Here is a 16545-nt window from a genome sequence, read left to right as displayed (position 1 = left end):
GAGGACTAGAATCAGGCTTTGACCTGTAGGTTCATCCGCGCGGGGGCGAGGACCATGAGCACCACGGACCATGACGGGCCGGGCGCCATGACCGCCCGGGCGTTGGAGGAGCTGCGGGAGCGCATGACCGGGAGGCTCGTCGAGCGCGGGGACGCCGGCTACGACGAGGCCCGCCGGGTCTGGAACGGCATGATCGACGTCCACCCGGTGGCCGTCGCGCGCGCCGGGAGCATTCGCGACATCGACCTCGTCCTGGCCGCCGCGCAGCGCACGGGCCTGCCGCTGGCGGTGCGCGGCGGCGGGCACAACATCGCCGGTCACGGCACCGTCGAGGACGGGCTCGTCCTGGACCTGGGCGAGCTGCGGGGGGTCGTCGTCGACCCGGCGAACCAGCTCGTCAGCGTCGAGCCGGGCGCCACCCTCGCGGACCTCGACCGCGCCACCACCCGCCACGGGCTCGCCGTCCCGTCGGGTGTGGTCAGCGCGACGGGCGTCGCGGGACTCGCCCTGGGCGGAGGCATCGGCTGGATGACCCGCAGCGACGGGCTGACCCTCGACAACCTCGACTCCGCCGACGTGGTCACCGCCGCGTGCGACCACCTGCACGCGAGCGAGGAGGAGAACGCCGAGCTGTTCTGGGGGCTGCGCGGCGGCGGGGGTAACTTCGGCGTGGTCTCCTCCTTCACCTTCCGCGCCCGCCGGCTGCCGTCCCTGGTGCTCGCCGGCAACCTCTTCTACCGCCGTCCCCGCTGGGAGAGCGCCCTGAGCGCGTTCGCCGGATGGGCCCACGCGCTGCCGGACGAGATGACTCCCATCGTCACGTTCATGGTCCTGCCGCCCGAGTTCGGGATGGGGGACGATCCGTGGATGACGGTGGGCTTCGCGTGGATCTCCGAGGACCACAGGGCCGGGCTGGCGCTCGTCGACCGGCTGCGCTCCGCGGCGCCGCCGGACGCGGAGGAAGCGGGGCCCACGCCGTGGCCGGTGTGGCAGTCCGCGATGGACAGCGTCTTCCCGCGGGGCTCGCGCGGCTACTGGAAGAACGTGTCCTTCTCCCGGCTGGACGAGGAGGTCGTCGGCGTCCTCGTGGAGCTCGCGTCCGGGATCACCTGGCGGGGCACCGGCATCGACGTCCACCACCTCGAGGGCGCCTTCGGGCGCGTACCCGAGGAGGCCACGGCCTTCCCCAACCGCTCCGCGCGGTTCTGGCTCAACGTCTACGGCTTCTGGCGCGACCCCGGGGAGGACGAGCGGCTCACGGCCTTCGCCCGGCAGGTCTACGCCCGGATGCAGCCTTTCGCCGAGCACGGCGAGTACGTCAACTTCCTGGGCGCCGAGGACGCGCACGACCCGGTGGAGGCCGCGCGCCGGGCCTACGGGCGGGAGAAGCACCACCGCCTGGTGGCGCTCAAGAACCGCTACGACCCGCAGAACCTCTTCCGGCTCAACCACAACGTCCTGCCGACCCCGGTCTGAGTGCCCGGCCCGGCCCGCAGGCCCCTCGCGGTCAGCAGATCAGCCCCCGGCCGGTCCACCCGGTCGGCAGGTGCCCGCCGCTCGGCAGCATCACCACGTGCGCCGACGGCAGGCGCTCGCCGAGCCTGCGGGCGTGCTCGGGCGGGACGACGTCGTCGTCCTCGGCGTGGACCACCACGATCTCCAGGTCCGCGAGGGTCCGGCCCGCCGTGGGCGGCAGGGCGAACCCGGGCTCGCTCCACCCCGGGTCCTCGGGGTCCCACGCGGGGGAGGCCACGGTGACCACCCGCTGCAGCAGCGTCGGGATGCGGTGGCAGAGGAACCGCAGGGCCTCGGAGCCGCCCAGGGAGTGGCCCACGATCACCCAGGGCTCGTCCGGGATCGCGCGGATCACCCGGCCGATCGCCTCCTGCCACAGGTCCGGATCGGGGTCCTCCGGTCTGGGCAGGGCGGGCGCGATCAGGTCGGCGTCCGGCCACTGCCGGCGTACGGCCTGCAGCAGCGGGTTCGCGGCGGGCTGGGGGCCCGCGCCGTGCAGGAAGAGGATCCGGTGGACCATGGGGCACCTCGGGGCAGAGGGGGGCCGCGGCGTGCGCCGCTGTCCACCAGCGTCCCCGCCGTGTCCGCGGGGTGTCAAGGGTGCCCGGCGCGGCCCGGGGCGGGCGGTGGGGCGCCCTGCGGGGCCCCGGACGCCAGGCGGGACGTCCCCGGGCCCTCCAGCCGGCCGAGGGCGGCCGTGCGGCCGGTCAGCAGCAGGAGCAGGGCCTCCATGGGGCCGCGGACCTCCGGGCCGCGGCCCACGCGCCAGTCGACGTCGGTGGCCACGAGGCTCAGGCCGCGCAGCCGCCGGCGGGCCCGGAACGGGAAGGACGTGGACCAGACCCGCTCCGCGGCGGTGCGCGCGGCCTCCGGCGGCATCGGGTGGCGCCGGCCCAGGGGCAAGGCGATGTCCTGGGTGTGCACGAGGACGTCCACGAGCGGCTCGCGGATGCTGGTGGTCACCGGGTGGCGCCGGGAGCCCTCCAGCCGGCGGTAGTCGGCGACGATCGCCTCGACCGGCTGCCGCCCCCGGCTCCGGGCGTCGAGGTACATGGACCGGTCGAAGTTCCCGCGGCCCCGCCACAGGATCACGATCAGGTCGGCGACCCCGACCTGCGGGGAGGAGATGACGTGGGCGGCCACGTCGCGCACGGTCCAACCGGGGCACAGGGTCGGGTGCTCCCACTCCTCGGGGGTGAGGGTCTCGAGCAGGTCCGCCAGTGCGGCCCGCTCCTGCTGGATGGCGTTCCAGACGGCGTCGCGGTCCATGGTAGTCTCCCCCAAGCAGTCAGCTTTCCTGACTAAATTCTCCGGCCGTGGGCGGCTCGACGTCAAGGGGTGGCATGCAGGACGAGGCGGACGCGCTCGCGGCGACGAACACGGGGCTGCTGCTCTACTACCCCTACCGGGACATGGAGGACCGCGTCATGGCGGCGCTGCACGCCGCCGGCTTCGCGGACCTCTCCTTCGCCCAGGCGCGGATCTTCCAGCGCATCGGCCCGTCCGGCACCCGCCTGGTCCACCTCGCCGAGCAGGCCCGCGTGACCAAGCAGACCGCCAGCGTGCTCGTGCAGGCCATGGAGCAGGAGGGCTACGTGGCGCGCCGCCCGGATCCGGCCGACGCCCGGGCCCGGCTCGTGACCATCGCCGAGCGGGGACGGGCGGCCCAGGCGGTGGCCGCCGGCGTGGTGGCCGGGGTGGAGGCCGAGTGGCGTGCGCGGCTCGGGACCCGGCGCTACGGCGAGCTGCGCCGTGCCCTGTCCGAGCTGCACGACGAGCCGCCCGGCCCGAGGGCCTGACCGTCCGCGCGGGCGCGCCGCGTCTGTCCATCGCGCGGCGGGATGGACACAATGGGACCATGACCGACGCCGCCCAGCTGCCTGCGGGGGACCGGGCCTGCCGCTCCTACTGGACGGTGGCGCCCGGCCGGGGGGAGCTGCGCACGGGGCCCCTGCCCGCGCCGGGCCCGGACGACGTCGAGGTCCGGACCCTGCGCTCCGGGATCAGCCGCGGCACGGAGTCGCTGGTGCACCGCGGCCTCGTCCCGGAGCGGGTGCGCGAACGGATGCGCGCCCCCTTCCAGGAGGGCGAGTTCCCCGGCCCGGTGAAGTACGGCTACCTCGCCGTGGGCGTCGTCGAGCACGGTCCCGAGGAGCTGGTGGGCCGGCGCGTGTTCGGCCTGCACCCCCACCAGGACCGCTGGGTCGTCCCCGCCTCCGCCGTGACGCCCGTGCCCGACGACGTGCCCGACGACCGTGCCGTGCTCGCCGGCCCGGTCGAGACCGCCGTCAACGCGCTGTGGGAGGCCGCGCCCCGCTTCGGGGACCGGGTGGCCGTGGTGGGCGCCGGGATGATCGGGGCCTGCGTCGCCGCGCTGCTGGCCCGGTTCCCGCTCGCCCGCCTCGAGCTCGTGGACCCCCAGCCCGTCCGCGCCGAGCTCGCCCGCCGCCTGGGCGTGGAGCACGTGCTTCCGGAGGGCGCGGCGGGGGAGTGCGACGTCGTGGTCCACGCCTCCTCGACCGCCGCGGGGCTCGCCCGGGGGCTCGAGCTGCTCGGGGACGAGGGCGAGCTCATCGAGATGTCCTGGTACGGCGACGACGACCCCGCCGTTCCCCTGGGCGCCGACTTCCACGCCCGTCGCCTGCAGATCCGCGCCAGCCAGGTGGGGGTCGTCGCCCCCGCCCGGCGCGCCCGCCGCAGCACCGCCGAGCGCCGCGCCGCGGCGCTGGACGCCCTGCGCGACCCCCGCTTCGACGCCCTGCTCACCGGGTCCTCGTCCTTCGAGGAGCTGCCCGCGACCATGGCCCGGCTCGCCGAGGGCCCCCCGGGCGCGCTGTGCCACGTGGTGACCTACGCCTGACGAGCCCGTCCCGAGACCCGAGGAGCCCCGTGTTCACGCTGACCGTCCGCGACCACATCATGATCGCCCACAGCCTGCCGGACCCCTTCTTCGGCCCGGCCCAGAACCTGCACGGGGCCACCTACGCGGTCGAGACCACCTGGGCCCGGCCCGTCCTGGACGAGCACGGCGTGGTCATGGACATCGGCGCCGCCACGGAGATGCTCTCCGGGGTGCTCGCCGGGCTGCGCTACCGCAACCTCGACGAGCACCCCGACTTCGCCGGGCGGCTGACCACCACGGAGGTCCTCGCCCAGCACGTCGCCGAGCGCCTGGCCGCCGGCGCCTCCGGGATCGCGGGGCTCGAGCGGCTCACCGTGACCCTGCGCGAGACCCCCGACGCCTGGGCCTCCTACACCCTCGAGCTGCCCGTGCTCAGCGAGCGCGGCGGGCCGGCCACCGCCCGATGAGCGCGCGCGCGGGGGGCGGCGGGGTCCTGGAGGTCGTGGTGCCCGACGACGGGCGCCCGACCGGCGGGTCCCTCTACGACCTCCGGCTCGTGGCAGCGCTGCGGGGCCTGGGCCGTTCGGCCCGCACGGTGCCCGTCGCCGGCGCCTGGCCCCGTCCGGACGCGGCCGCCCGGGACCGGCTGCGCGCCGCCCTCGGCGGGCCCGCACCGGGGCGCACCGTCCTGCTCGACGGCCTCGTGGGCTGCGCCGCGCCGGACGTGGTCGCCGACGCCGTGCGCTCCGGGGTGCCCGTCCACGTCCTGGTGCACCTGCCGCTGCCGGCCGAGACCGGTCTGGACCCCGCCGAGTCCGGGCTGCTGGCACGGCGGGAGGCCGCCGCGCTCGCGGCCGCGACCGGGGTGGTCGTGACCAGCCGCTGGGCCGCCCGGGACCTGCGGGAGCGCTACGGGACCCGGGACGCGGCCGTGGCGGTGCCCGGCACCCGCCGGGCCCCCGTGGCGGAGGGGTCGGTGCCGCCGCGGCTGTCCTGCGTGGGGTCGCTGACCCCCCGCAAGAACCAGGCGCTGCTGCTGGAGGCCCTCGCCCCGCTGGTGCACCTGGAGTGGTCGCTCGACCTCGTGGGCGCCCCCGGTCCCGCCGGCTACGCCCGGGCGCTGGAGGCGGCGGTCGCGGCGTTCCCCGACCCCGCACGCGTGCGCCGGACCGGCCCGCTCACGGGCGCGGCCCTGGAGCAGCAGTGGGCGGCCACCGACCTGCTCGTGCTGCCCTCGGCCACCGAGACCTACGGCATGGTCGTCACCGAGGCCCTCGCCCACGGGATCCCCGCGCTGGTGCCGGCGGGGACGGGTGCGGTCGAGGCCCTCGACGGCGTCCCCGGTGCGGCCCCCGCGCCGACGGCCCGCGCCGGCGCCGTGCTCGACGCCGATCCGGCCGCCTGGACCCGGGCCCTGCGCGCCTGGCTCACGGACCCCGCCCTGCGCGCGTGCCGGCGGGCGAATGCCCTCGTCCGCCGGAGCAGCCTGCGCACGTGGCAGGACACCGCCCACGACGTCCTCGCCGCCCTCGGCGCCGACATCCCCTGACCCGATCCACGACCGGAGGAGAACGACCATGGACAGCACCACGAACGACACGGCCGGACCGCAGCGCCCCGTGGCCGGCGACTGGCTGGCCCTGCGCGCGCCCGCCGACGCCGAGGCCCGCGAGGACGCGCGGTTCCTCACCGACCGGCTCGTGCGGCACTGGACGGAGTCCGCGCCGGCGGTGGGGCCGGGCGGGGCGGCGGGAGAGGCCGAGCCCGTCGTCGTCGTCGACCTCGGGGCCGGCACGGGCGCCAACCGGGCGTGGCTGGCCCCGCTCCTGCCGGGCCCCCAGCGCTGGGTGCTGCTGGACCACGACCGCGACCTGCTCGACCGGGCGGTGGCCGTCGCGCGCGAGGAGGGGGCCGACGTCGTGCCCGTCCTCGCGGGGGTGGAGGCACTGGAGCGGGTGCTCGCCGAGCACCCGGCCGCCCGCCGGCTCGTGACGTGCTCCGCGCTGCTGGACCTGCTCTCCCACGAGCAGATCCGGGAGCTGGCCCGCGTGCTGTGCGCCGCCGGCGTCCCGGGCCTGTTCGCGCTCACCGTCGACGGCGAGGTCGTGCTCGACCCGCCCCACCACTTCGACGCCCCCGTGCTGGGCGCCTTCGACGACCACCAGCAGCGCGGCGCGCTCGCCGGGCCGGAGGCGGTGGGGCTGGCGTCCACCGCGCTGCGGGAGTGCGGGATGGCCGTGGACGTGGTGCCCACCCCGTGGTGGGTGGCCGACCAGCCGTGGGCCCGGCCCCTCCTGGAGCGGTTCCTCGCCGACCGCGCGGACGCCGCCGTGGAGCACCGCCCCGACCTCACGCCGGAGGCCCATGCGTGGTTGCGCACCCGCCTGGTGGACGTCGCCCGGGGGAGGCTGCGGGCGACGGTGGGGCACGCGGACCTGCTGGCCCTGCCCCGGGCTGCGACCCGGGGGCAGGGCCGGGGCTAGGCGTCCTGCTCCGCTCCGTCTCCTCCCTCAGGGTCGCGCCCGCCGCCGGAGCCACACGACGTCGCGGCCGAAGGAGACGAGCAGCAGGGCCAGGGCGAGCCCCACGGCCCCGGCGGCGAGCGGCAGCGGGACGAGGGGGAGCAGGGCGCCGAGCAGCACCCCGCCCTGGATCCCCGCCGTGGTCCGGCGGTACCCGCTGGGCGGCAGGGGCCGGCGCCAGGCGGGGCGCAGCCGCAGGGCGAGCAGGAACAGGTAGCGCAGCGCGCCGATGACCAGCACCCAGGCGGTTCCCGGCAGCCCGATCCGCGCGGCGACGGCCACCGACAGGACCAGGATCAGGGCGGCGTCGACCTCCTGGTCGAAGCGCGCCCCGGCGCGCGTGGCGGTGCCGGTGCGGCGGGCGACGCGGCCGTCCAGCGCGTCGAGCAGCCAGGCCGGCAGCGCCACGGCGAACAGGCCCCAGCACCAGGCGGCGGCCGGGCGGAGCGCGTCCTGGGCCGGCCCGGGGGCCAGGCCCAGCGGCAGCAGGGCGGCGGCCACGGCGACGAGCACGGAGCGGGCCACGGTCACCCGGTCGGCCGGGCCGTAGGGCTCGTCGCGGCGGCGGACGGTGCTGCGCACCACCGCGCCGGTCACGGCGAGCCCCAGCACCGCGGAGGCCGCCGCCACGGGAGCCCCCGCGCCGGTGAGGAGGGCGAGGAGCACGACGGCCGCCGCCGTGGCGAGCACGGCGGCCAGCCCGTCCCGGCGCGCCGAGGACCGCGGGGCGGCGGGGCGGGCCAGGGGCATCGGGTCCTCCTCCGGATCGGGTGCTCCATCCTGGCCGGGCCGCGGCGGGGCGGTCAATCCGCTCCCCGGGACCCGGCGGATGGGGGAGACTGGAACGATGGACAACCACTGCCCGACCGAGCGCCCGCGGGTGGTCGCCCCGGCGGCCGTGACACCGGTGCGGATGCTGCAGGCGCTGCGGGACCAGCCCGGGCTGGCGGCGCTGCTCGGCGACTGGCACCACGGCGACGCCCTGATCGCCTTCCGCCCCACCCGGGTGCTGGCCCCCGACGAGGACCCGTTCGCGGCCCTGGGGGCGGCGGGCCGGGACGGGATCCGCACCGGGGCCGGCGAGGCGTTCGGCGGCGGCTGGATCGGCTACCTCGGCTACCAGCTGGCCGGGAGCCTCGAGGTCCTGCCGCCGCCCCCGCCGCACGCCGGTGGCCTGCCCGACCACCACCTCGCCCACTACGACCACGCGCTGCGCCGCCGGGCGAGCACCGGGGAGTGGGTCCTCGAGGCCCTGCCCGGCGCCGACCCCGCGCGGGTGGACGAGAGCGCGGCGATCGTCGCCGCGGCGCTGGCCGCGCCCGCCGGGGCGCAGCCCTACCGGTGCGGCCCGTTCTCGGCGGACGCCTCCGGGGCGCAGCACGCCGCGGCCGTCACCGCCGCGCTGGGCCACATCCGCGACGGGGACATCTTCCAGGCCAACGTGTGCCGCGGCCTGGAGGCCGGTTTCGAGGGTGACCCCCTGGACCTGTTCTGCGCCGGGCACGAGACGCTCAGGCCACGGTTCGCGGCCTTCCTGCGGCTGCCGGGCGGCGCGGTCGCGAGCCTGTCGCCGGAGCTCTACCTGCGCCGGACCGGGGACGAGGTGCTGAGCTCCCCCATCAAGGGCACCGCTCCCGGCAGCTCCGACCCGGCGGCGCTGCACGCCTCGGCGAAGAACCGGGCCGAGAACGTCATGATCGTGGACCTGATGCGCAACGACCTCTCGCGCACCTGCGTCCCGGGGAGCGTGCGCGCCCCGGCCACGCCCCGGGTCGAGGCCCACACCGGTGTCCACCACCTGGTGGCCGACGTCCACGGGCGGCTGCGCCCCGGCCTCGACGACGCCGACCTGCTCCGGGCGAGCTTCCCCCCGGGCTCGTGCACCGGGGCCCCCAAGATCCGGGCGATGGAGATCATCCACGCCCTCGAGCCCGCCGCGCGGGAGGTCTACACGGGGGCCATCGGCTACGCGGGCCCGTCGGGGCTGGCGCTGAACGTCGCGATCCGCACGTTCGAGTTCGCGGGGGACCGGGTGCGGCTGGGGGTGGGCGGCGGGATCGTGGCCGACTCCGACCCGGTCGACGAGGCCCACGAGACCCTCGTGAAGGCCCGGCCCCTGCTGCGCGCCGTCGGCGCCCGGTTCGACGCGCCGCTGGCCGCGGAGTGGGCGGAGCGCTCGCAGCCTTCCGCGCGCGGGCTGCCCGTGGTGCCGGTGCCGCCGCCGGATCCGGGGCGGGGGGTCTTCACGACCCTGCTCATCCGCTCCGGGGTGCCGGTCGACCTCGCCCGGCACCTGGCCCGTCTGGAGGCCAGCACCCTCGCCTGCTACGGCGCCCCGCTGCCCGCCGGACTGCCGGAGGAGGTCCGGGCCCGCGCGGACGCGCTGTCCGGGCCCCACCGGCTGCGGATCACCGCGGTCCCCGGCGGGGGGACGGTGCGCACGGAGCTCACGACGGCCGCGCTGACCCCCTCGCCCGCGCAGGCCTGGCGGCTGGTGCCCCTCGTGCTGCCCGGAGGCCTCGGCGGGCACAAGTGGGTGGACCGCCGGGCGCTCGAGTGGGCGCCCGCGCCGGGGCTGTGGTCCCCGAGCTGCGACCCGCTGCTCGTCGAGGCGGACGGGGAGCTGCTGGAGACCGGCCGCGCCAACGTCTTCGTGGTCACCGGCGACGGCGTGCTCACCCCGCCGGCCGACGGGCGGATCCTGCCCGGCGTGCTGCGCGCCCGCACGATCGACGCCCTGCGCGCCGGGGGGCGCACCGTCCACGAGCACCCGGTGGGCCTCGACGGGCTCGCCGGCGCCACCGAGCTGTTCGTCACCAACTCGCTGCGGGGCGCCGTGCCCGTGGCGCACGTCGACGGCGTGGGCCGGTGGGAGCCCGGGCCCGTCGCCCGGTGGGTGGGCCGGCGGCTCGGGGCCGCGCCGGAGCCGGCGGCACCCGCGCGCGGCCGGTAGGCGGCGCCCGTGCCGAGCACCGCCGGCCCGCCGCGGCGCCCCCCGGGCCGCCGGCTCCTGAGGGCCGTCGTCCGGTCCCTGGCCGGACTGGCCGTGCTCGGCGCGCTGCTCCGGGCGCTGGGCCCCGGGGCCCTCGGCGGCGCCCTGGGGGTGCTCAGCCCCGCCACCGTCGTCCTCGCGCTCGCCGCGGGCCTCGTGGCCACCACGGCCCAGGCCCAGCGGTGGCGGCTCGTGGCGCGGGCCCGCGGCGTGCGGATCCCCTTCCGGGAAGCCCTGGGCGAGTGCTGGGCCGCCGGGCTCGTCAATCTCCTGCTGCCCGGGGGCGTGGCCGGGGACGCCGTGCGCGTGCTGCGCCGCCGCCGCGGCGGGGACACCCTGCCGGAGGCCGGCGTCGCCGTCGCCGGGGAGCGGCTCGCCGGCACCTCGATCCTGCTCGCCGTGGGCGTGGTCCCGGCCCTGGCCGTCGGGGCGTGGCTCGCGGTGGCGCTCGCCGTCGGAGCGCTGGCGGTGGGGGCGGTGGCGTGGCGCGCCACGGCCGGAGCCCCCGGCCGGGACCGGGCGGCGGTGTGGGCCCTGTCGGTGCTCGCGTGGGCGTGCTACCAGGGGCTGTTCCTGGTGGCGGGGCTCCGCACCGCCCCGGACGCGGCCCCCGGCGCGCTGTGGGCCACCACGGTCCTCGGCCTGGCGGGGATGTCCGTGCCGCTGGGCGTGGGCGGCTGGGGCCCCCGTGAGGGGAGCACGACCCTCGCCGCGCTCGCCCACGGCCTGCCGGCGGAGACCGGCTTCGCGATCTCCCTCGGCTACGGCCTGCTCGCACTGGTCTCCGCGCTGCCCGGGGCGGTGCTGCTGGCCCGGTGGCTGCGCCCGGGGGATCCCGGGGCCGTGCCCCCGCAGCGCCGTGCGGGAACGGGGCGGCCGACGGCGGGCACCGGAGCCCACGGCCCGGGGCCCGCCCCGCCCGGCGGCCGCGACGGGAGCCGCGCCGGTTCTCGCCGCGGAGGATCAGCCGGCCCCGCGGCGTCGTGAAGTCCACCGGGGCCCCGCGCAGGAACGTGCGGCGCACCGTCCCGGACAGTGCCCCGCCCCGGTAGGGGACGACGGCCTCGCCGGCGTGGCCCTGCGGGTCGGGCAGCCGCCGGGGAGCCCGCCCGCGGCGTCCGTCACGCGGTGCCCTGCCGGGCGCCGTCGCCGGCCGCCGTGGGGCCGGGGGCGCGGTCCGCCGCCTGCGGGCCGGGGTGCTGCCCGGCCAGCAGCCCGGGCAGCTCGCGGACCAGCCGGGCCCCCACGTCCTCGAGCAGCCGCCCGGCCTCGCGCATGCACGTGCGGGGGTCCGGCTCGAGGTCGGTCAGGGCGTAGGTCCGCAGGAAGCCCGCCTCCCGCAGGAGCCGCGGCTCCAGCGTGGTCCGCCCGCACACGGCCACCGCGGGCACGCCCGCGGAGCGGGCCGTGCCGAGCACGCCCAGCGGGGTCTTGCCGCCGAGGGACTGCTCGTCGAGGCTGCCCTCGCCCGTGATGACGAGATCCGCCCCGGTCAGGCGCTCGGCGAGGCCGACGAACTCCAGGACGACCTCCACGCCGGGCCGGCGCCGCGCGCCCAGCACCGCGAGCGCGGCGAAGCCGACGCCGCCCGCGGCCCCGGCCCCGGCCGCCTCGGCCGCGTCCCGGGCCCGTCCGCCGAGGGCGTCGGCGAGCCGGTCCCGCAGGACGGTCAGCGCGGCGTCGAGCTCCCGCACCTGCTCGGGGGAGGCGCCCTTCTGGGGGCCGAACACCGCCGCGGCGCCCCGCTCGCCCAGCAGCGGGTGGTCGACGTCGGCGGCCAGCACCACCTCGGTCCCGGTCAGGCGCGGGTCCAGGCCGGTGAGGTCCACGCGCGCGAGGCGGGCCAGGGCGGCGCCGCCGCGGCCGAGCTCCTCGCCGTCGGCGTCGAGCAGGCGGGCTCCCAGGGCCTGCAGCAGCCCGGCCCCGCCGTCGGTGCAGGCGCTGCCCCCCACACCGAGGACCACGCGCGTCGCCCCGGCGTCGAGGGCCGCGCGCACGAGCTCGCCCGTGCCGCGGCTCGTCGCGCCGGGGGCGTCGAGGACGGGCTGCCCGTGCTCGTCCACCGGCAGGGCCGCCAGCCCGGAGGCCAGCGCCATCTCGACCACGGCGGTGGTGCCCCGCAGGGCGAACTGCGCCCCGAGCGGCTCCCCCACGGGACCCGTCACGGTGACGGCGTGCGCGGTGAACCCGGCGCCGACGGCGGCCTCGAGGGTGCCCTCCCCGCCGTCGGCCACCGGCAGGACCACCACCTCGGCCGACGGATCCGCCGAGCGGATCCCGGCGGCGAGGCTCGCGGCCACATCGGGGGCCTCGAGGGAGCCCTTGAACTTGTCCGGGGCGACGACGATGCGCACGTCGGTCCTCCTTGTGCTGGTGGTCCGTGCTGAGGGTCTGTACGAGTGGCTTGAGGGTAGCCCGCCCCCGTGCCGTGCCCGGGGCCGCCGCGCGGGGCGGGTCAGGGACGGAGGACGAGCTCGGTGCAGAGGTCCTCGCCCAGCACGAACCGGCGCACCGGGCCCCGCAGGGCGCCGGAGAGGTGGTCGGTGCCGCGGAAGCGGATCCCGGGGACGCCGTCGCCGATCAGCATGGGCGCGGTGGTCAGGTAGAGCCGGTGCAGCGCGCCGTCCGCGAGGAAGCGGGAGACGGTCCGCCCGCCGCCCTCGACGAGCACCCGGTCCAGCCCGCGCGCGGCCAGCTGCGCCAGCACGTCCCCGGGGAGCAGGTGCCGCCCGGGGGCGGGAACGCGGACGACGACGACGTGCGGCGCGGGCTCCCCGGGCACGGTGGCGTCCTCGCCCACCACCCAGAGCGTCGGCGCGGCGCCGTCGGTGAGCACCGCCGACGCCGGCGGCGTCCTCGCGGTGGGGTCCAGGACCACCCGCACCGGGTGGGGGCCCGGCACGGCGCGGACGGTCAGGCGGCAGTCGTCCGCCGTCACGGTGCCCGCCCCGACGACCACGGCGTCCACCAGCGCGCGCAGGCGGTGCAGGTGCGCCCGGTCCTCGGGCCCCGTGACGAACTGGGCGTGGCCGGTGCGGGAGGCGATGAACCCGTCCAGGCTCTGGCCGAGCTGGGCGATGACGAGCGGTCCCCGGTGGGCCACGAGCGGGCCGTAGCGCTCCGCGAGCTCCCCTCCCCGGGCGGGGGACGGGGGGACGCGGCCGGCCAGCAGCTCGTCCCACGCCGCGGCGGCTCCGGCGTCGTCGTCGGGCCCGCCCGCCCTCCGCGGGGGCTCGGCCACGGGGCTCAGCCCCCGGCGAGGAACCGGCCGGGCGCCGTCTCCCGGGCGATGGCCCGCAGCCGGTCGTACTGCTCGGCGGCGTCGGACTCCAGCTTCCGCAGTTCCCCGGCGTCCAGGCGCGGCTCCGCGGGGACCAGCTCCAGGAGGGTGACCCACATGCTGCGCTTGGCGACCACCAGGGACTGCAGCATCTCGAGCTCACCGTGCGCGGCGATCCCGGCGCGCTCCCGGATCCGGCTCAGCGGGTTGAGCCGGGACGCGACGCCGGTGACCGTCCCCAGGCCCTTGACCAGCTTCCGGCGGGAGGAGCCGAGGCGGTCGAGCATGGACTCGAGGTGCACGATGTCGTTCTGGATGTCCTCCACGAACGCGGCGAACCGGCCCTCGTACGGGGTCCCCGCCCAGGTCCGGCGGGCCTCGTCGAACAGCCGCACCCCGGACAGGGCGCCCATGTAGTGCCCCAGCATGTAGGCCTCGAGCTTGTCGGCCTGGACCGCGGCGGCCGCGGGGGCCCCGGCGCTGTCGGTGCTGTGCTGCGGGTGCTCGCTCATCTGCTTCTCCTCCGGTGCGCTCCCCGCCGGTCCGGGGGGACCTGCGGCCTGGTTCCTCAGCGTACTGACTCGGCCCGGTCCGCGGCAGGCGCACCGGGGGCCCGGCCGCAACACGAGAGAGATCGTAAGCGATATGACTATCATGGGCGCATGAGCGAGAACGCGAACGGCACGCCGGATCCCGACCAGCAGGAGACCATCGGCGCGTCCAGCCCCGAGCCGGGCAGCGGCCTCGACCGCGATCCCGACGAGTGGGCCACCGGCGACGAGCCGATGACCGCGGCGCAGCGCAGCTACCTGGACACCCTGGCCCGCGAGGCCGGGGAGGAGCTGCCCGCCGACCTCACCAAGGCCGAGGCCTCCAAGCACATCGACCGCCTGCAGGGCAAGAGCGACCGGGTCCAGGACCAGTAGGCCCCGGTCCGCCCGGACGGGAGGAGAGCACCGTGAAGATCGTCGTCCTGGGAGCCACCGGCAACGTGGGCACCGCCCTGCTGCGCCGGCTGCACGCCGCCCCGGAGGTCACGCAGATCGTGGGGGTCTCCCGCGAGGGCCCCGAGCGGGACGGTGAGCCCTACGACGGCGTGCAGTGGCACACCGTCGACATCGCCGCGCGGGAGTCGACCGCGGAGCTGGCCGGGATCCTGCGCGGGGCGGACGCGGTGGTGAACCTGGTCTGGCTGATCAGGCCCAACCGGGACTTCGCGCTGATGCACGCCGCCAACGTCGACGGCCTGGTCCACGTGCTGGACGCCGTGGTGCTCGCGGGGGTGCCCCACGTCGTCTACCCCTCGTCCCTCGGCGCCTACAGCCGCGGCCCCAAGGACCGGCCCGTGGACGAGTCCTGGCCCGTCGGCGGGGTCGAGACCTCCCACTACAACGTGCAGAAGGCCGAGGCGGAGACGATCCTCGACCGCTTCGAGGCCGCCCACCCCGAGGTCCTGGTGACCCGGCTGCGGCCGGGGTTCCTGTTCCAGGCGGACGCCGCCCCCGAGATCAGGGACTACTTCTTCGGCTCGCTGGTGCCCCGGCGGCTGATCGCCCGGCTGCGCCTGCCCGTGCTGCCCTTCCCGGAGAGGTTCCGCTTCCAGGTCCTGCACACGGACGACGTCGCGGACGCGTTCTGGCGGGTCATCCAGCAGCGGGCCGGGGGGATCTTCAACGTGGCGGCCGAGCCCGTGGTCGGCCCCGACGGCGTGGCCCAGGTGCTGGGCGCCAAGCGGATCCTGCCCGTGCCGCCGGCCCTGGTGCGGGCCCTCGTGGCGATCACCTACCGGCTGCGGCTGCAGCCCACCGATCCCGGGTGGATCGATCTGGCCGACGCCGTCCCGCTCATGGACACCACCCGGATCCGGGAGGTCACGGGCTGGTCGGAGACGGTGAGCTCGCTCGAGGCGCTGCGCCAGCTCGTCGACAGCTTCGACGGCCGGGAGGGCCTCGGCAACCCCGAGCACCGGACGAGGTCACCGCTCGTCTAGGGCGGGCCCCCGGTCCCGGCGCACCAGCAGGGCCGCCGCCCCGCTGATCGCCGTCATCGCGAGCGCCGCGCCGGCGGCCACCGCGAACGCGCCCCGGTGCCCGGCCGACTCGGCGAGGACGCCGGCCAGCGTCGCGCCCACGGCCGTGCCGAGCACCACGCCGCTCGCGAGCAGCGTCATCACCGTGCCCAGCCGCTCCGGGCGGGCCACGTCCCCGCCGATCGTGTAGACGGTGACCATGGTGGGGCCCACGGGCACGCCCACGACCAGCAGCACGGCCAGCATCGGGACGAGCCCGCCGGGCAGGAGGAGCAGCGGGCTCAGCGCGGCCATGGCGGCGGCGCCGGCCACCCAGCGGGCGGCGGGCCGGAAGCGCTGGGGCCACCACGCGACGGACAGCGCCGCCGCCGCCGAGCTGATGCCCAGCACGGCGTAGAGCAGGCCGGCCGCGCTGTGCGCGCCGAGGGCGCCCCCGAAGGCGTTGAGCGCGTTCTGGACGGCGCCGAAGAACGTGCCCATGGCCACCATGCCCAGCACCGGCAGCAGCACGAGCACCCGCTCCCGCGCCGTGGAGCGCACGGCCGCGCGCCGCCGGGCCTCGCGGGAGGCGGCCGGCACCGCGAGATGTGTCGGGTGCACGGCGAACAGCGCCACCATGGTCAGCGTCAGGACCCCCGCGAGGACGAAGGGCGCCCAGGGGGTGACGAGCGAGGCCAGCAGGCCCACGAGGGCCGGGCCCAGGACGAAGGTCAGCTCGTCCGCCGTGGACTCGTAGGACAGCGCGGTGTCCAGCTCCTCGCGCCGGCCGCCGGTGAGGGCCCGCCAGCGCACGCGGGCGAGCGGGCTCACCTGCGGGCAGGTGGCGCCGACGAGCAGGCAGGCGCCCACGAGGGCCGGCACGGCCGGGCCGCCGGGGGCCAGGGGCACGTACGCGGCCGCCAGCAGCACGGCGACGGCGACGGCGTGGACGACGGCCGAGGCCAGCAGCACGGCGCGCTGACCCGCCCGGTCGGCGAGGTGGCCCATCAGCGGGCCGCCCAGGGCGGAGCCGATCCCCACGGCCCCCGCGGCGAGCCCGCCGGCGGCGTAGGAGCCGGTGACGGCGGTCGCCAGGGTCAGGGCGCCCACGGTGATCATGGCCAGCGGCAGGCGGGCGAGGAAGGCGATCGGCAGGAAGCCGCGGCCGGCCAGCTGCGGGAGCCGGGCGTAGCGCCCGCCGGACGGCGGGGCCGTGCGGCGGGCGCTATGCCCGGTCCCGGGAGCGGCGGCCGGGGACCGCCCGGCCAGGGGCCGGTCAGCGGCGGGCTGCTCCACCGTGGGAGGGGTGCGGGAGGTGGTGAGGGGGTTCACGGGCGTCCTCGAAGGCTGTGCGCACCGTCCCCCCTCCCGGCGCGCCCGACCCGG

Annotated in this window: 17 protein-coding genes; 10 read left to right on the top strand and 7 right to left on the bottom strand. The window is 77.8% G+C overall.

The window, feature by feature from the left end; genetic code table 11:
* Nucleotides 1-123 precede the first annotated feature (123 nt).
* Nucleotides 124-1476: an FAD-binding oxidoreductase gene (locus tag M3185_RS02895; RefSeq protein ID WP_251332171.1), complete on the top strand. Its 1353-nt coding sequence runs from the start codon at nt 124-126 to the stop codon at nt 1474-1476.
* A gap of 31 nt (nt 1477-1507) precedes the next feature.
* On the opposite strand, the gene M3185_RS02890 is transcribed toward M3185_RS02895, so the two are convergent.
* Complete coding sequence (locus M3185_RS02890) at nt 1508-2035, bottom strand: alpha/beta fold hydrolase (RefSeq protein ID WP_251332170.1); 528 nt, start codon at nt 2033-2035, stop codon at nt 1508-1510.
* Between the two features lie 74 nt (nt 2036-2109).
* Nucleotides 2110-2784 carry a maleylpyruvate isomerase family mycothiol-dependent enzyme gene (locus M3185_RS02885; protein WP_251332169.1) on the bottom strand — a complete coding sequence of 225 codons (675 nt, stop codon included), beginning with the start codon at nt 2782-2784 and terminating at the stop codon, nt 2110-2112.
* Between the two features lie 74 nt (nt 2785-2858).
* Here M3185_RS02885 and M3185_RS02880 point away from each other — a divergent pair, with 74 nt between their 5' ends.
* From M3185_RS02880 to M3185_RS02860, 5 genes are read left to right on the top strand one after another with little or no spacing between them, the layout of a single operon-like run.
* Nucleotides 2859-3314, top strand: coding sequence for a MarR family winged helix-turn-helix transcriptional regulator (locus tag M3185_RS02880; protein WP_251332168.1), 456 nt, complete (start codon nt 2859-2861; stop codon nt 3312-3314).
* Between the two features lie 59 nt (nt 3315-3373).
* Nucleotides 3374-4375 (top strand): zinc-dependent alcohol dehydrogenase, encoded by a 1002-nt coding sequence (locus tag M3185_RS02875; RefSeq protein WP_251332167.1) that lies wholly within the window; start codon nt 3374-3376, stop codon nt 4373-4375.
* 29 nt (nt 4376-4404) lie between these two features.
* Nucleotides 4405-4824: a 6-pyruvoyl trahydropterin synthase family protein gene (locus tag M3185_RS02870; RefSeq protein WP_251332166.1), complete on the top strand. Its 420-nt coding sequence runs from the start codon at nt 4405-4407 to the stop codon at nt 4822-4824.
* Nucleotides 4821-5906 (top strand): glycosyltransferase family 4 protein, encoded by a 1086-nt coding sequence (locus M3185_RS02865; RefSeq protein ID WP_251332165.1) that lies wholly within the window; start codon nt 4821-4823, stop codon nt 5904-5906. Before M3185_RS02870 ends, M3185_RS02865 begins: the two co-directional genes overlap by 4 nt.
* A gap of 28 nt (nt 5907-5934) precedes the next feature.
* On the top strand, nt 5935-6840 hold the full coding sequence (locus M3185_RS02860; protein WP_251332164.1) for a methyltransferase domain-containing protein: 906 nt from the start codon (nt 5935-5937) through the stop codon (nt 6838-6840).
* Nucleotides 6841-6867: 27 nt separating this feature from the next.
* Here the strand turns inward: M3185_RS02860 and M3185_RS02855 are convergent, their stop codons facing one another.
* On the bottom strand, nt 6868-7629 hold the full coding sequence (locus M3185_RS02855; RefSeq protein ID WP_251332163.1) for a CDP-alcohol phosphatidyltransferase family protein: 762 nt from the start codon (nt 7627-7629) through the stop codon (nt 6868-6870).
* Nucleotides 7630-7726: 97 nt separating this feature from the next.
* Between M3185_RS02855 and M3185_RS02850 the strand changes: the two genes are divergently transcribed.
* Entirely contained in the window at nt 7727-9832 is a 2106-nt protein-coding gene (locus M3185_RS02850) for a bifunctional anthranilate synthase component I family protein/class IV aminotransferase (protein ID WP_251332162.1), read from the top strand.
* Between the two features lie 9 nt (nt 9833-9841).
* On the top strand, nt 9842-10858 hold the full coding sequence (locus M3185_RS02845) for a lysylphosphatidylglycerol synthase domain-containing protein (protein ID WP_251332161.1): 1017 nt from the start codon (nt 9842-9844) through the stop codon (nt 10856-10858).
* Nucleotides 10859-10992: 134 nt separating this feature from the next.
* Here the strand turns inward: M3185_RS02845 and M3185_RS02840 are convergent, their stop codons facing one another.
* The 3 genes from M3185_RS02840 to M3185_RS02830 form a co-directional block, all read right to left on the bottom strand.
* Nucleotides 10993-12225 (bottom strand): glycerate kinase, encoded by a 1233-nt coding sequence (locus tag M3185_RS02840; protein WP_251332160.1) that lies wholly within the window; start codon nt 12223-12225, stop codon nt 10993-10995.
* A gap of 101 nt (nt 12226-12326) precedes the next feature.
* Entirely contained in the window at nt 12327-13112 is a 786-nt protein-coding gene (locus tag M3185_RS02835) for a RibD family protein (protein WP_251332159.1), read from the bottom strand.
* 5 nt (nt 13113-13117) lie between these two features.
* Nucleotides 13118-13663 (bottom strand): hypothetical protein, encoded by a 546-nt coding sequence (locus M3185_RS02830; RefSeq protein WP_251332158.1) that lies wholly within the window; start codon nt 13661-13663, stop codon nt 13118-13120.
* Between the two features lie 150 nt (nt 13664-13813).
* Here M3185_RS02830 and M3185_RS02825 point away from each other — a divergent pair, with 150 nt between their 5' ends.
* Both M3185_RS02825 and M3185_RS02820 read left to right on the top strand, forming a co-directional pair.
* Nucleotides 13814-14077, top strand: coding sequence for a DUF3072 domain-containing protein (locus M3185_RS02825; protein WP_251332157.1), 264 nt, complete (start codon nt 13814-13816; stop codon nt 14075-14077).
* Nucleotides 14078-14109: 32 nt separating this feature from the next.
* On the top strand, nt 14110-15141 hold the full coding sequence (locus M3185_RS02820; protein ID WP_251332156.1) for an NAD-dependent epimerase/dehydratase family protein: 1032 nt from the start codon (nt 14110-14112) through the stop codon (nt 15139-15141).
* Here the strand turns inward: M3185_RS02820 and M3185_RS02815 are convergent.
* On the bottom strand, nt 15127-16491 hold the full coding sequence (locus tag M3185_RS02815; RefSeq protein ID WP_251332155.1) for an MFS transporter: 1365 nt from the start codon (nt 16489-16491) through the stop codon (nt 15127-15129). The genes M3185_RS02820 and M3185_RS02815 overlap by 15 nt on opposite strands.
* Nucleotides 16492-16545 lie beyond the last annotated feature (54 nt).

It is taken from the genome of Kocuria rosea (assembly GCF_023715525.1).
GTDB classification, from domain to species: Bacteria; Actinomycetota; Actinomycetes; order Actinomycetales; family Micrococcaceae; genus Kocuria; species Kocuria rosea_A.
Note: the sequence above shows the minus strand (reverse complement) of the source record. Positions and strands in the feature narration are given on the sequence as shown.

Excerpts from the sequence above, each read along its gene's own strand:
- M3185_RS02855 (WP_251332163.1), bottom strand. The coding sequence starts at position 7,629 with ATGCCCCTGGCCCGCCCCGCCGCCCCGCGGTCCTCGGCGCGCCGGGAC.
- M3185_RS02885 (WP_251332169.1), bottom strand. The coding sequence starts at position 2,784 with ATGGACCGCGACGCCGTCTGGAACGCCATCCAGCAGGAGCGGGCCGCA.
- M3185_RS02880 (WP_251332168.1), top strand. The coding sequence starts at position 2,859 with ATGCAGGACGAGGCGGACGCGCTCGCGGCGACGAACACGGGGCTGCTG.
- M3185_RS02875 (WP_251332167.1), top strand. The coding sequence starts at position 3,374 with ATGACCGACGCCGCCCAGCTGCCTGCGGGGGACCGGGCCTGCCGCTCC.
- M3185_RS02890 (WP_251332170.1), bottom strand. The coding sequence starts at position 2,035 with ATGGTCCACCGGATCCTCTTCCTGCACGGCGCGGGCCCCCAGCCCGCC.
- M3185_RS02850 (WP_251332162.1), top strand. The coding sequence starts at position 7,727 with ATGGACAACCACTGCCCGACCGAGCGCCCGCGGGTGGTCGCCCCGGCG.
- M3185_RS02865 (WP_251332165.1), top strand. The coding sequence starts at position 4,821 with ATGAGCGCGCGCGCGGGGGGCGGCGGGGTCCTGGAGGTCGTGGTGCCC.
- M3185_RS02830 (WP_251332158.1), bottom strand. The coding sequence starts at position 13,663 with ATGAGCGAGCACCCGCAGCACAGCACCGACAGCGCCGGGGCCCCCGCG.
- M3185_RS02825 (WP_251332157.1), top strand. The coding sequence starts at position 13,814 with ATGAGCGAGAACGCGAACGGCACGCCGGATCCCGACCAGCAGGAGACC.
- M3185_RS02860 (WP_251332164.1), top strand. The coding sequence starts at position 5,935 with ATGGACAGCACCACGAACGACACGGCCGGACCGCAGCGCCCCGTGGCC.
- M3185_RS02895 (WP_251332171.1), top strand. The coding sequence starts at position 124 with ATGACCGGGAGGCTCGTCGAGCGCGGGGACGCCGGCTACGACGAGGCC.